We start from the raw sequence: 12,695 nt of genomic DNA on the forward strand, positions 1-12,695 counted from the left end.
GGTGCCCGCCTCGCAGCCGACCCTCCGCACCGCCCCCTTCGCCGAGCTCACCGCGTTCGAGGTCTACGCCCTCTGCCGGTTGCGGGTCGACGTCTTCGTCGTCGAGCAGGAGTGCCCGTACCCCGAGCTGGACGGCCGGGACACCGAGCCCGCCACGCGGCACCTGTGGTTCGAGGAGGACGGCGAGGTGCTGGCCACCATCCGCGTCCTCGACGACGGCGCGACCCGGGCGATCGGCCGGGTCGCCACCGCCGCCACCGCGCGCGGGCGCGGGCTGGCCGCGCGGCTGGTCGAGGCCGGGATCGAGCTGTGCGACGGCGCCCCGATCACGCTGGGCGCCCAGGCGCACCTGCAGGGCTGGTACGAGCGCTTCGGCTTCCGGCTCAGCGGGCCCGGGTACGTGGAGGACGGGATCCCGCACGTGCCGATGCGCCGCGAGCCGGCCTGACCCGCGCTCAGGCCGCCGTCGCCGGCCCCAGGTCGGCGGCGCCGAACGCGGCGTCGAACCGGTCGCACCAGATGACGACGCTCGTCCAGCCGGTCGCGTCGACCCCCGCGGGCACGGCGTAGTTCTGGTCGCCGACGTTGCCCTTGAGCGGTCCGAGGTCGACGAACTGCTCGTCGAACGCGGCCTCCTCGCCGGTGGCCGGGTTCTGCGACAGGTACACGTACAGCGCCGGGCCGTTGGAGGTCGCGAAGCCCTCCAGCCGGACGACGACCTGCCCGTCGGGGAGCCGCACCACCCGCGCGGTGCCGACGGTCTCGTGCTCGCGGGAGACGAACGTGCCGGTGGCGAGGTCGACCGGCCCGGGCGGCGCCACGGTGATCACCGCTCCCCCGCCGTCGCCGGTCTCCGGGGTCTCCTCCGCGGCCGCCGACGGCAGGCTCTCGTCCACCCGCTCGTCGTAGAAGAGCTTCTGCGGCTGGAACCAGACGAGCGCGACGGCGGCCAGCGCCACCCCCACGACCGCCGCCGTCAGCCAGATCCGGGTCCTCCGCCGCGTCGACACGGCGGCGGACCCTAGCCGTGGCCCCGCCGCCCGTGGGGCCGCGCGAGCGTGGCCGTCCGGCGGTCGGGTACCGCGCGCCCCATGGCAGACGACAGGACCCCCGGCGGGTTCGCCGGACGGCTCGGGGCGACGGTGGAGGACGCCGGCGACGGCGCCGCGACGCTGGCGTTCGAGGTCCGCGACGAGCACCTGAACCCGGCGGGCACGCTGCACGGCGGCGTCGTGGCGACGCTGGTGGACACGGTCATGGGCCAGGCGGTGCGCAGCACCACCGGCGACGGCGAGGTGCCCGCGACCAGCCAGCTCACCGTCACCTACCTGCGCCCGGGGAGGCCCGGCCCCCTCGAGGTGCGCGGCCGGGTGCGCACCCGCGGCGAGCACCTGACGATCTGCGAGGCCGACGTCGAGCAGGAGGGCAAGGCGCTGGCCCACGCCGTCGCGACGTTCGCCCTGCTCGAGCGCTGAGAACGCGCGAGCGCCCCGCCGGCCGGGCCGGCGGGGCGCTCGTCGTGTGCGGGTGGGATCAGGCGATCGGCTCGAGGCAGTAGACCGTGCCCTCGTCGCCGGTGCTGCCGTACCAGAGGGCGTCGGTGGCCGAGGCGAAGTCGATGCAGGTGTCGGGGTCGGCGAGGTACTCGCTCTCCGTCTGCTCCTCCTCCTCGATGCCGACCACCCGCAGCTCGGCCGCCGAGTCGTCGCAGGCGACGACGTCGACGTCCGTGCCGCTGGTGCGCTGCACGCAGTCGCCGACCTCGGGGGCGCCGAAGTCGATGAAGCGGAACGCGGCGAGGCCGCCCGCGACGGCGACCGCGGCGACGACGCCGCCGATCTTCTTGCCCTTGCCGGGCTTGCCGGCCGGCGCGGGGCCGCCGAAGGGCCCCGGCTGACCGGGCTGGCCGGGACCGAACTGCCCCGGGGCGCCGGGCTGGCCGAACGCCGGCTGACCGGGCTGCGGCTGGCCGAACGCCGGCTGACCGGGCTGGGGCTGACCGGGCTGGCCGTACCCCTGCTGGCCGGGCTGGGGCTGACCCCACGCGCCGGGCTGCCCGGGCTGGCCACCGGCGGGCGGCTGCCAGCTCCCCGGCTGCGGGGCGCCCTGCGGCGGAACGGGCCGGCCGGGCTGCGGGCCCCCTGCCGGCGGCGGGGTGCCGGGCTGTCCCGGGTTCGTCATCACGTGCTCCTCGGTGCTCCGACCGGCGCCGGGGTGGCACGCGGTCCGACGGGCACCTTCACACACGGCGAACGCGCAGGTCAGGAGGACGCGCCGCAGCCTCCCCCGCGCGGGTCAGACCGGAACCGGCGCCGGGAGGGGGTCGTCGAGCACCATGCTGACGCTCGCCGGGGCACCGGCCGGGTCGTCCTCGTACACCTCGTCGTCGTCCCCCGTGCCGCACTGGCTGACCAGGAGGATGAAGGCGAACACCAGGACGATCAGGCCGAGGAAGGTCCCGAGGAGCACCGCCCGGCCGCGCTTGGGCCGCGGCTGCATGCCCCGCCGCGGGTCGTCGGGGTCGGGCGGTCGGGCGGCCTGGGACATGGGCGGGCTCCTCGTGCAGGACGAACGGGGCGGCGTGTGCTGCGCCCTCTCTCCCCACACATGCCCAGCGCGCCCGCCGGTACGCCTGCGGGACGCGGCGGCGGGCGGCACCCTCGCCGCATGACCACAGCGACGTGGAACGGGACCGTCATCGCCGAGTCCGACGACATCGTCACCGTCGAGGGCAACGCCTACTTCCCGCGCGAGTCGGTGCGCGAGGACGTGCTGCGCCCGTCGTCGACGCACACCACCTGCCCGTGGAAGGGCCGGGCCTCCTGCTTCACCCTCGAGGTCGACGGGCAGACCAACCCCGACGCGGCCTGGTACTACCCCGAGCCGAAGGACGCGGCGAGGGAGATCACCGGCCGGGTGGCCTTCTGGCGGGGCGTCGAGGTCCGCTGAACGACGAGGGCCCGGCCGCCGCGGCGGCCGGGCCCTGGCGTCGGTCCGTCACGAGCTGGGGCGTCCACCGGCGAGCTCGCGGGCGGAGGCGGCCTCGTCGGGCGCGAGGGCGGCGCTGCGCTCCTGGCGCTCGATGGCCCGGTGGTAGGCCTCCCAGGCCTCGTCCGGGGAGACGCCCAGCGCCGCGGCGATCTGCTCCCAGCTCGCCCCCCCGCGCAGCGCGGCACGGAAGCCGGTCAACTGGCTGTCGTGGGCCTTGCGGGCGATGACCTCGCACAGCGCGAGGATCTCCAGGGACTCCGGCACGTCGAGCGAGGTCTGCTCGCTCAGCAGCGAGGTCCAGTCGTCGTCGTCCCGGTCCCGGACGGTGTTGAGAGTCGTCGCCCCGGAGTCCCGCCGGCTGAGGAAGTCGAGGCGGGTGGCGGCCGTCTGGAGCGAGAACTCCTGCTCCAGGGCCTCGGGAGTGATCTGCATGCCCCCACCTTCCCCGAGGAGGCGGACGGTTGCGACCCGCTGCGACGCGGATCTCCCCCGGTCGGCGGAGGGCCCGCACCCAGGGTGGGTGCGGGCCCTCCGGAGCGTGTCAGCCGGGCGTCACTCGTCCTCGACGCCCACGGCCTCCTTGGCCACCGCGGCCAGCGCCACCTGCGCGGCGCTGATCACGTCCGGCCGGTTCTTGTGCGTCTCCTCGTACCGGATGAGCACGTTGATCTGGCGCGGGTCGCGCAGGGCCTTGGCGGCCTCGGCGGCGTCCGGGGTCGACAGCGAGTCGAAGCCCTTGACGGGCAGCTCGTCGGCGGAGACGTCGCCGAGCTCCTCGCGGGCGGCCCGGGCGGCGTCGGCGGCCTCGCGGTTGCCCTCGCGGCCGGCGACCCGCTCGGCCCGGCGCAGCGCGGCGCTCCGGCCGGCCCCCAGGGTCTCGCGGACGGCGCCGGCCAGGCCGCTCGCCCTGTCCGCGGCCTGCCCGAGCTCCTCGCCCATCTTCTGCCGCCGCTGCTCGGCGGTGTCGAGCGCCCCGTTCACCCGGTTGGCGACGAAGCGGTACGGCGCGACGACGGCCCGGCTGGCGGCGCCGGCGACCTGCTGGAACGGGGTGGGCCGCAGCGCGGCGGGGCCGCCCAGCGCCTCCTCGGCCAGCACGACGCGCAGCCAGTCGACGGTCGCCTCGTGGGCGGTGACCAGGCCCTCCGCGAGCCGCACGACCTCCTCCAGGCCGGCCTTCTGGCCGAGCACCTTGAGGTAGAGGGCGCGGTCGAGCAGCTGGTGCTCGAGCGTGAGGTCCTGCAGCAGCGCCTCCTCGATGGGCGCGGCCTGCTCGAAGGTGGCCTTGAGGAGGGCGGCCAGCCGGCCGAGGGCCGGGGTGACGACGTCGGGCACGCCGCCGAGGTCGCGCAGCACGGCGGTGGTGAGGCGGGTGCGCTCGGCGGCGTTGTCGGCGTTCTGGGTCAGCTCGCGGCGGACGGCGTCGGTCCGGGCCTGCAGCACCCGGGTGCGGGCGATCTGCTCCTCGGTCTGGCTGAGCAGGACGAGCGCGCGGAGCTGGTTGACGATCTTGGCGTTCTCGTTGTCGGTCACGGCGGGGACTCCAACGATCGGGGACGACCTGACGCCCCCTTCCTGCCCCGCCGCCGGGCACTGCTAACAACAGCAAGCGGATTGCTAGCAGTGAGGCGGGTCACGTACCCGGCGGCACCCACTCGGCCGAGATGCCGAGCTGCTCCCCGATCGCCCGCATCTCCGCCTCGAACAGCGGCGCGGCGTCGACGAGGGCGAACTTCAGGTGCCCGAACACCTCCATGCAGACCAGTCCGTACAGCCGCACCCAGCAGGAGAGGAAGACCGCCATCACGCCCAGCGGCAGCTCGACCGGGAGCTTCGCGCACCACGCGCGCAGCTGCTCCTGGAAGTCGGGGGCGAGGTCGGCGTCGGCCGGGACCGGGAACGGCCGCTGGAAGTACACGGCCGCCAGGAGGGCGGCGAAGACCCCGCCGAAGCGGCGGCCGGCGACGGCGGCCGGCCCCTCGCCGGTCTCGTCGGGGACGACGCCGTCGGCCGCGGAGCCGAAGAGCAGCCCGAACTCGGCCGGGTGGCCGACCGCCCAGGTGCGGAAGGCGCGCGCGGTGACCAGCAGCTGCGCGCCGGGCCGGGGCGGGACGACGGCGTCGCGGGCGGCCTCCAGGTGGTCGCACAGCTCGTCGTAGAGGTCGGCCACCACCTGCTCGACGAGCTCCTCGCGGCTGGCGTAGTAGCGGTACAGCGCCGGCGCGGTCAGCCCGACCTCGCGCGCGATCGCCCGCAGCGCCAGCCCGTCCGGCCCGTGCTCGACCAGCACGCGGCGGGCCGCACTCCGGATGTCACGCAGCGTCTCGGCGCGCAGCCGCTCGCGCCTGCTCACCGGCTCCGCCACGGCCGACCACCTCCCGGGGTTGACGTCAGTGAACGGCGTATGCAGAGTTACCGCCGTTCGCTAACAGTGTTCACCCAGCCTACCGGGAGAGGGAGGGGCTGCCGTGTTCGAGGCCCTCGGACGAGTGGTGTACCGACGGCGACGGTGGGTGCTGGCGGTCAGCGCCGTCGCCGTCGTCGTCGCGGGTGTGTGGGGCACGGGCGTCTTCGGCCGGTTGACCGGCGGCGGCTTCGAGGACCCGGGCAGCGAGAGCGCCCGGGCCGCCGAGCTGGCGGTCCGCGAGCTGGGCCGCGACGCCTCCGACGTCGTCGTCCTGTACCGCAGCGACGACCTCACCGTCGACGACCCGGCCTACCGGGAGGCGGTCACCGCGTCCCTGACCGGGCTGCCCGACGGCGTGGTCGAGCGGGCCACGACCTGGTTCGACACCGGCGCCGAGCCGCTGGTGAGCGAGGACCGCCGGTCCACCTACGCCGTGCTGCAGCTGGCCGGGGACGCCGACGCGCGCACCGACGCCGTCGACGTCGTCGAGGAGGAGCTGACCGCGCCGGGGCTGGAGACGTCGATCGGCGGCGCGACCACGGTCGAGCGCGACATCAACGAGCGGGTCAGCGCCGACATCGCCCGCGCCGAGATGATCTCGCTGCCGGTGCTGGCGGTGCTGCTCGTCGTCGTGTTCGGCAGCCTGGCCGCCGCGAGCCTGCCGCTGGCCATCGGCGTCACCGCGATCCTCGGGGCGTTCACCGCGCTGCGGGTGGTCAGCCTGTTCACCGAGGTGTCGGTGTTCGCGGTCAACATCGTGACGATCCTCGGGCTGGGGCTGGCGATCGACTACGGCCTGTTCGTGGTGAGCCGGTTCCGCGAGGAGGTGCGCCGGCAGGCGACGGTGGAGGACGCGCTGGCCCGCACGATGGCGACGGCGGGCCGCACGGTCGCCGTCTCCGGGATCACCGTGGCGCTGTCGCTCGCCGGGCTGGTGGTGTTCCCGCAGGTGTTCCTCCGCTCGATGGGCTTCGGCGGGGTGAGCGCGGTGCTGGTCGCGATGCTCGCCGCGCTGACCCTGCTGCCCGCGCTGCTGGCGGTGCTCGGCACGCGGGTGGACGCGCTGGCGGTGCCGTGGCGCCGGCGGGTGCGGGACGCGGAGCCCGGCCGCGGCGCGTGGGAGCGGATCGCCCGCGGCGTCATGCGCCGGCCGGTGCTGGTGACCGTCGCCGTCGTCGGGCTGCTGCTGGTGCTCGCGCTGCCGTTCCTGCGGGTGCAGTTCGGCGCGATCGACGTCCGCGCGCTGCCGGCCGGCACGGAGAGCCGGGTGGTGGCCGAGACGATCGACCGGGACTTCCCGCCCGCGCCGTCGGGTCCGGTGACCGCCGTGGTCAGCCTGGCCGACCCGGTCGACTCCCCCGCCGGCGCCGCCGCGCTCGAGGACTACGTGGCCGACGTGGCCGCGCTGCCCGAGGTGGACGGCGCGACGGTGACCGGCGCGGCCGGCACGACCGCGCGGGTGTCGGTGGCCTACGACGGCGACCCGGTCGACGCCGGCGCCCGCGCGCTGGTCGCCGACGTCCGCGCCGTGCCCGCCCCGCCGGGCGGGGAGGTGCTCGTCGGCGGCGAGAGCGCGGTGATGACCGACCTGCTGGACAGCCTCGGCTCGCTGCTGCCGTGGATGGCGCTGATCGTCGTCTCGACGACGTTCGTGCTGCTGTTCCTGGCCTTCGGGTCGGTGGTGCTGCCGGTCAAGGCGGTGCTCATGAACGTGCTGTCGCTGGGCGCCTCGTTCGGCGCGCTGGTGTGGGTGTTCCAGGACGGCAACCTGTCCGGCGTCCTGGGCTTCACGCCGACCGGGTTCATCGAGGCGACCCAGCCGATCCTCGTGCTGGCCATCGTGTTCGGGCTGTCGATGGACTACGAGGTCTTCCTCATGTCCCGCATCCGCGAGCAGTACGACCTGACCGGCGACAACACCGCCGCCGTCGCCACCGGGCTGCAGCGCACCGGCGGGATCATCACCAGCGCGGCGCTGCTGCTGCTCGTGGTGATCGGGGCGTTCTCCACCTCGGGGATCACCTTCATCAAGATGATCGGCGTCGCGATGGCGATCGCGATCGTGGTGGACGCGACCGTGGTCCGGACCCTGCTGGTGCCGGCGACGATGCGGCTGCTGGGCCGGGCCAACTGGTGGGCGCCGGGGCCGCTGGGCCGGCTCTACGCCCGCTACGGGATCCGCGAGTCCGACGGCGAGACGCCGGACGCCCCGCCGTCGCCGCGGCCGCGGGTGCCCGAGCCGGCCGGGGTGGGCTGACGTGCGGGTCGCACCGGCTCCGCGGGACCGCCGCGGAGCCGGTGCGGCGCCTCAGCGCGCCGGCGCCGGGGGGACCGGCGGCCGGCGGCGGGTCTCCAGCCGCAGCACCGGCTGGGTCAGCTGCGCCAGCGCGGCGCAGCGGGCGCAGACCGGGCCGGGGTGGGTCTCGGCGGCGCAGGTGTCACACAGCACGCGGGTCTCCTCGCTCGGGAGTCCGTCAGGACTCGGGAGCCAGAAGATGCCACCCACCTGCGACGTCGCGCCCGCCCGTGGGACGGGTGTGACGTCTCGTCAGCGATCCGTCACCGAAGCCGGCGACGGCGGCGCGGCGGGACCGCTCCCCCACCCCGGGCGGCGGCGCAGGACGGCGGTCGCGACGGGGCGGGACGCGGGCGCGCAGGCCTGGTCAGGGCCACTGTGCGAGGTGCTCAACGGGACCTCCCGGGACGGTGGCCACCGACGATGACGGCACCCCGGCCGCGGCGCGAGGCCCGCCGCACCGGTGGGACGAGACGTCACACGATCGACCCACCCCGTTCCCCCGTCCGGCACCCTCCGGCCGCCGGCGTCCACCGCCCTGACGTGCACCCGCCCAGGGCGAGCGGGATCCCGGACGGTCAGCGACACCGGCCGGTGGCCGGCGAGTGGTCACCTGCCGGGGGCACCGCACCTCGATGACCCCGACGACCGACCACTCGTCGCCGCTTGTCGACCTGCGGTCGTCTCGGGACGGCCGAGCCAGCAGCAGGTCGACAACCGTTCGCCTCAGCCGGCGTCCTCCACCGCGTGCCCCTCGTCCTCGGCCGGGACGCGCGGGGCGACGTCGTCGGCCGAGCGCCTGCCGACGGCGGCCGGGATTGCGGACGGTCCGGTCCTCTCCTGTCGCGCGCCCCTCCTCCGCCCCACGCGCCCCACCGTCTGACACCAGAGGGTCACGGCGCGTGCGGGATCAGCGACACCGGCCGGTTCCCGACCTACTCTCCCCGGGGCCGACGCGGAGAGCGCCGGGCACAGCACAGGAGGACGCCGCGCATGACGACCACGCTGGTGCGGGGCGCCAACGCACCGCTGCGCTCGGCATCGCAGCAGCCGACCGCCGAGGTCCGGGTCGAGCTCGCCTGGCGCAGCGCCCGCGTGCCGGCCGTCCTGACCGCGGTCGCCTGCGACGACCGCGGCCGGGCACTGAGCCCGGCCCACCAGGTCACCTGGCAGCGCCCGACGTCGGCCGGCGGCCGTGACCGCTTCGAGGTGCTCGTCGACCTGCGCGCCACCCCGGACGACGTCGTCAGCGTCGTCCTCGCGCTGGACGTGCCCGGCCCGGGTGTGCGGGCGCTGGCCGGGCTGACCGCCACCGTGCGCACGGCGTCCGGCGAGCCGCTCGCCGCCTACCCGGTGGAGGACCTTCCCGACGCCCCGGGCCTGCTGGTGACCGAGGTGTACCGCCGCTCGGGCCAGTGGAAGGTCCGCGCGATCGGCCAGGGCCTGGTCCAGGGCCGCTCAGGACTCCTGCGCTCGGTGGGCCTCCCGGGCTGACCGGCACAGACCACGGCCGCGGACGACTTCAGCGGTCGCCGTCAGGGCCGATACCGATACTCGACCGACCCGGACCCCCGTGTGGGGCCCACCGACGGGGGGAACCGATGCTCGTCCCACGCGTGCCCACAGGCCCGCGGCCGACCGCCGAGGGCGCCGCATGACCGGCCAGGGTGGGGCCGGCTCCTGGGGGGCGTGGCCGTCCGGACCCACGGGAGGCGCGTCCACGCCGGGCGGGTTCCCCTCGCCCGGCGGGTTCCCGTCGACGGGTGGCTTCCCGTCCCCTGGCGGGCTCCCGTCCCCCGGCGCACCCGCCCCGGGCCCGCTCGGGAGCACCGGCTCCCCGTGGGGTCCGACGCCCGCCGGGGCGCCGGCCGAGCGGGCGACGCCGCCGATCGCCCTGCTGGGCGCCGCGCTGCTCGCCCCGGTGGTGACCGTGCCGCTGCTGTTCCTCGACGGGTGGGGCTGGCACGTCCTCGGCTGGGCGGTCGCCACCTTCGGCGCCGCCGCACTGCTCATCGCCGCCACCCTCGCCGACACGCGGCGCCGTGCCTCCGCCTGGTACCTCGCCCGCGACGGCCTGGTCAGCGCGCTGCGGCTGGGCACCGTCGTCCTCGCCCTGCTCGCCGCCGGTGCGCACGCCTGGCTGTTCGCCGACTGGTTCTCCCGCCTCGAGGTGTTCGCGTGACCGCTGCACTCCCCCGCCGCGCGGCCGCGCTCCTGCTGGTCTGCGTCGGCGCCGTCCTCGCGCTCACCGGCCTCGCCGGCCCGGCCGCCGCCGCGCCGTCCCCGGTGGGAACCGCCGCGCTCCAGGACCTCGGTGCCTGCCTCGCCGACCAGCAGCAGGCCGACGTCCTGCTCCTGGTCGACGAGAGCGGCAGCCTCGGCCGCACCGACCCCGGCGACACCCGCGTCGCCGCGGCACAGCTGCTGCTGGCCCGGCTCGCCGACACCGCCGCCCGCAGCGGCGCGACCATCGACCTCGCCGTGAGCGGCTTCTCCGCCGGGGTCCGCAGCGCGCTGGACTGGTCGCCGCTGACCGAGGGGTCCCTGCCCGATGCCTCGGCCGCGGTCGCGGACTTCGCGAACCGCGACGACGGCTTCGAGACCGACTACTGGACGGCGCTGACCACGGCCCGCCAGCAGCTGGTCGACCACCGCGACCCCGCGTCGACCCGTCCCTGCCAGGCCCTGGTGCTGTTCACCGACGGGCAGTACGAGCTGTCCGCCCGCGACACCGACGCCGAGCGCCGGCAGTACGGCGAGACCCTGCCGATCCCCGGCGCGGAGGGCGTCCCGGTCACCTCCGACGAGGCCGCCGAGCAGGTGGCCGAGGCCGGGCAGGCGGACCTGTGCCGGCCCGGCGGCGTCGCCGACCAGCTCCGCGAGGACCGCATCCTGCTCATCGCGCTGGGCCTGTCCGGCGACGGGGTCGACCTGGGCCTGCTCGGACGCATCGCCGAGTCGGCGGCGCCGCCCCCGTGCGGCCAGGCCGCCCCCTACGGCCTGTTCCTCGACGCCGACGACGTCCAGGACCTGGTGCTGGCCTTCGACGCCGTGGGCGACCCGGCCAACCCGCCGCAGCCGGTCGACGAGAAGGGCGTCTGCGTGGGCGCGGCCTGCCCGCAGCAGGCGCACACCTTCACCCTCGACGCCTCGATCACCTCCATCCACCTCGTGGGCACGTCCGACGCGACGGGGATCGACGTCTACGTCCAGCCGCCGGGCGTGCCGCAGCCCCAGCTGCTGCGCTACGACGCGACCCGCCCCTCGGGCGTTCTCCCCGCCGGCGCGGTCGGCCTGGACTACACCTGGTACGCCGACGGCGCCTTCTCCGTCGACGCGGCCATCCCGGCCGACGGCGCCAACTGGTCGGGCCCCTGGCAGGTGGTCTTCGTCGACCCGACCGGCCAGAACCCCGACGCCGTCACCCGCACCCAGCTGACCATCCAGGCCGACCTGGCCGCGGTCGTCGGCCCGGGCGACCCCGTCCAGTGGCGGGTCGGGGAGGACGTCGGCCCGCTGTCGTTCGCGCTGGTCCGGTCGGACGGCACGCCGGCCACGCTCGGCGACCCGGCGCCCACCCTCGCGCTCGACGTCGCGCTGCTCGCGGACGACGGCACCGAGGCCGTGCTGGCGACAGCCGTGCCGGGCGCGCGGCTGGGCGCCGTGCAGCTCACCGTGCCCGGCGACTTCCCGCCGGGCCCCGCCGAGCTGCGCACCTCGCTCGCGGTCACCACGGTCAGCGGCCAGGTCCTGCAGCCGCAGGTGCGCACCGCGCAGGTCGACGTCCTCCCGCCGCTGGGCTTCCCGACCGTCGCCGCCGACCCGGTCGACTTCGGCCGGCTGGAGGGGACCGGGCCCAGCGACACCGTGACCATCCCCCTCACCGGCCCCGGCTGCGCGTGGGTGGAGTCCGCGACGCTCGACGTCCACCCCGCCGGCGTCGACGGGGTCACCGCGACCTCGCCGTACGGCAGTGCAGCAGAGTGCCTGGAGGTCGCTGACGGCGAGACCGGCGAGCTGACGGTGCAGCTCGAGAGTGACGTCGTCGACGCCGGCGACCTGCAGGGTGACCTGGTGCTGCGCGCCGCGCCCGAGGGTCTCGACGCCGGCGAGCGCGAGGACCGCGCGGTCGACGTGCGCGTGGCCTACGCCGCCGAGCTCGTCCGGCCGGCCGACACCGGCGTGCTCATCGGCGTCTTCCTCGCCGCCCTCGTCGTCGGCATCGGCCTGCCGGTGCTGGTGTTCCTCCTCGGCCGCCGGATCGCCGCCAAGCTGCCGGACAAGCCGCTGCAGTCGACGCTGCTCGACGTGCGGGTGGGCCCCGGCGGGCTGTCCGGCGCCGCGCTCGACCGCGCGTGGGACCCGGTTCCGCCGCCCGGCGGCGGTCGCAAGCAGGCCGTGCTCTCGGGCGTCCCGGTGCGGGCCCGCGCCGGGGTGAAGCTCACCGAGGCCGGCTACGCCGAGGTCGAGGACCCCTCGCGGCTCGGCGTCTCCGGCGCGCCGGGCAGCCGGGCGCCGAAGACCCTCGCCGCGCGACTGCCACTGGCGCTGGCCGGCAGCTGGACGCTGCTGCTGGACCGGGCGACGGCGGCCTCCGACGCCGCCGAGGTGCCGGCCCGGCTGCTGCTCGTCGTCGACGCGGCGGCCACCGGCGAGCAGCGGGAGGCGCTGCTGTCCCGCGCCCGCGCGGAGGGCGCCGGCGCCGTCGACAGCCTGCGGGCCGCGGCCCGGGAGAGCGCCGACGCCCCGACGGCTCCCCCGGCCCCGCCGGACCCCTTCGGCGGCCCCGGCGGCACCCCGCCCGGCGGCGGCCCGGCGCCGGACCCGTTCGGCGGCAGCCCCGCACCCGCGTGGCCGGGTGGCGGCGGCTCGTGGCCGCCCGCGGCCCCGGCGTCGCCGAGCACGCCGCAGCCGGCCCGCGACCCGTTCGCCGGCGGTGCCGGCTCCCCGTGGCCGTCCCCCTCGTCCGACCCCTTCCGGCGCTGACGGCGCCGCGCACCC

At 76.5% G+C, this 12,695-nt stretch carries 14 protein-coding genes; 7 read left to right on the plus strand and 7 right to left on the minus strand.

Annotation, left to right across the window (positions count from 1 at the left end; genetic code table 11):
• Position 1: 1 nt before the first annotated feature.
• A complete protein-coding gene (locus ACI79L_RS18280; protein WP_456938138.1) occupies positions 2–448 on the plus strand; it encodes a GNAT family N-acetyltransferase in 447 nt (148 codons plus the stop codon).
• Positions 449–455: 7 nt separating this feature from the next.
• Here the strand turns inward: ACI79L_RS18280 and ACI79L_RS18285 are convergent, their stop codons facing one another.
• Positions 456–1,010, minus strand: coding sequence for a DM13 domain-containing protein (locus ACI79L_RS18285; RefSeq protein ID WP_456938139.1), 555 nt, complete (start codon positions 1,008–1,010; stop codon positions 456–458).
• Between the two features lie 81 nt (positions 1,011–1,091).
• Between ACI79L_RS18285 and ACI79L_RS18290 the strand changes: the two genes are divergently transcribed.
• Positions 1,092–1,475, plus strand: a complete 384-nt coding sequence (locus tag ACI79L_RS18290; protein WP_456938140.1) for a PaaI family thioesterase — start codon at positions 1,092–1,094, stop codon at positions 1,473–1,475.
• Positions 1,476–1,533: 58 nt separating this feature from the next.
• On the opposite strand, the gene ACI79L_RS18295 is transcribed toward ACI79L_RS18290, so the two are convergent.
• Entirely contained in the window at positions 1,534–2,181 is a 648-nt protein-coding gene (locus ACI79L_RS18295) for an LppU/SCO3897 family protein (RefSeq protein ID WP_456938141.1), read from the minus strand.
• A 114-nt stretch (positions 2,182–2,295) separates the two neighbouring features.
• Positions 2,296–2,547: a hypothetical protein gene (locus ACI79L_RS18300; RefSeq protein WP_456938142.1), complete on the minus strand. Its 252-nt coding sequence runs from the start codon at positions 2,545–2,547 to the stop codon at positions 2,296–2,298.
• A 120-nt stretch (positions 2,548–2,667) separates the two neighbouring features.
• Here ACI79L_RS18300 and ACI79L_RS18305 point away from each other — a divergent pair, with 120 nt between their 5' ends.
• Positions 2,668–2,949, plus strand: coding sequence for a DUF427 domain-containing protein (locus tag ACI79L_RS18305; RefSeq protein ID WP_456938143.1), 282 nt, complete (start codon positions 2,668–2,670; stop codon positions 2,947–2,949).
• 48 nt (positions 2,950–2,997) lie between these two features.
• On the opposite strand, the gene ACI79L_RS18310 is transcribed toward ACI79L_RS18305, so the two are convergent.
• The 3 genes from ACI79L_RS18310 to ACI79L_RS18320 form a co-directional block, all read right to left on the minus strand.
• The gene (locus ACI79L_RS18310; protein ID WP_456938144.1) at positions 2,998–3,423 is read right to left on the minus strand and encodes a hypothetical protein; all 426 of its coding nucleotides are present in this window, start codon (positions 3,421–3,423) and stop codon (positions 2,998–3,000) included.
• 120 nt (positions 3,424–3,543) lie between these two features.
• Entirely contained in the window at positions 3,544–4,524 is a 981-nt protein-coding gene (locus ACI79L_RS18315) for a ferritin-like domain-containing protein (protein WP_456938145.1), read from the minus strand.
• A 100-nt stretch (positions 4,525–4,624) separates the two neighbouring features.
• Entirely contained in the window at positions 4,625–5,356 is a 732-nt protein-coding gene (locus ACI79L_RS18320) for a TetR/AcrR family transcriptional regulator (protein WP_456938146.1), read from the minus strand.
• Positions 5,357–5,483: 127 nt separating this feature from the next.
• Between ACI79L_RS18320 and ACI79L_RS18325 the strand changes: the two genes are divergently transcribed.
• Positions 5,484–7,655 carry an MMPL family transporter gene (locus ACI79L_RS18325; RefSeq protein ID WP_456938147.1) on the plus strand — a complete coding sequence of 724 codons (2,172 nt, stop codon included), beginning with the start codon at positions 5,484–5,486 and terminating at the stop codon, positions 7,653–7,655.
• Between the two features lie 51 nt (positions 7,656–7,706).
• Here ACI79L_RS18325 and ACI79L_RS18330 read toward each other — a convergent pair whose 3' ends face one another.
• Positions 7,707–7,847 (minus strand): hypothetical protein, encoded by a 141-nt coding sequence (locus ACI79L_RS18330; protein WP_387988812.1) that lies wholly within the window; start codon positions 7,845–7,847, stop codon positions 7,707–7,709.
• Between the two features lie 840 nt (positions 7,848–8,687).
• Here ACI79L_RS18330 and ACI79L_RS18335 point away from each other — a divergent pair.
• The 3 genes from ACI79L_RS18335 (at position 8,688) to ACI79L_RS18345 (ending at position 12,680) form a co-directional block, all read left to right on the plus strand.
• The gene (locus ACI79L_RS18335; protein WP_456938148.1) at positions 8,688–9,188 is read left to right on the plus strand and encodes a TerD family protein; all 501 of its coding nucleotides are present in this window, start codon (positions 8,688–8,690) and stop codon (positions 9,186–9,188) included.
• Between the two features lie 427 nt (positions 9,189–9,615).
• The gene (locus tag ACI79L_RS18340) at positions 9,616–9,876 is read left to right on the plus strand and encodes a hypothetical protein (RefSeq protein WP_456938149.1); all 261 of its coding nucleotides are present in this window, start codon (positions 9,616–9,618) and stop codon (positions 9,874–9,876) included.
• On the plus strand, positions 9,873–12,680 hold the full coding sequence (locus tag ACI79L_RS18345; RefSeq protein ID WP_456938150.1) for a VWA domain-containing protein: 2,808 nt from the start codon (positions 9,873–9,875) through the stop codon (positions 12,678–12,680). Before ACI79L_RS18340 ends, ACI79L_RS18345 begins: the two co-directional genes overlap by 4 nt.
• The last annotated feature ends 15 nt before the right edge of the window (positions 12,681–12,695 follow it).

This window comes from Geodermatophilus sp. SYSU D00684, from assembly GCF_054050455.1.

Bases quoted from the DNA above. Each gene is read 5' to 3' on its own strand.
- ACI79L_RS18305 (WP_456938143.1), top strand. From the start codon at position 2,668: ATGACCACAGCGACGTGGAACGGGACCGTCATCGCCGAGTCCGACGAC.
- ACI79L_RS18335 (WP_456938148.1), top strand. From the start codon at position 8,688: ATGACGACCACGCTGGTGCGGGGCGCCAACGCACCGCTGCGCTCGGCA.
- ACI79L_RS18310 (WP_456938144.1), bottom strand. From the start codon at position 3,423: ATGCAGATCACTCCCGAGGCCCTGGAGCAGGAGTTCTCGCTCCAGACG.
- ACI79L_RS18300 (WP_456938142.1), bottom strand. From the start codon at position 2,547: ATGTCCCAGGCCGCCCGACCGCCCGACCCCGACGACCCGCGGCGGGGC.
- ACI79L_RS18290 (WP_456938140.1), top strand. From the start codon at position 1,092: ATGGCAGACGACAGGACCCCCGGCGGGTTCGCCGGACGGCTCGGGGCG.
- ACI79L_RS18295 (WP_456938141.1), bottom strand. From the start codon at position 2,181: ATGACGAACCCGGGACAGCCCGGCACCCCGCCGCCGGCAGGGGGCCCG.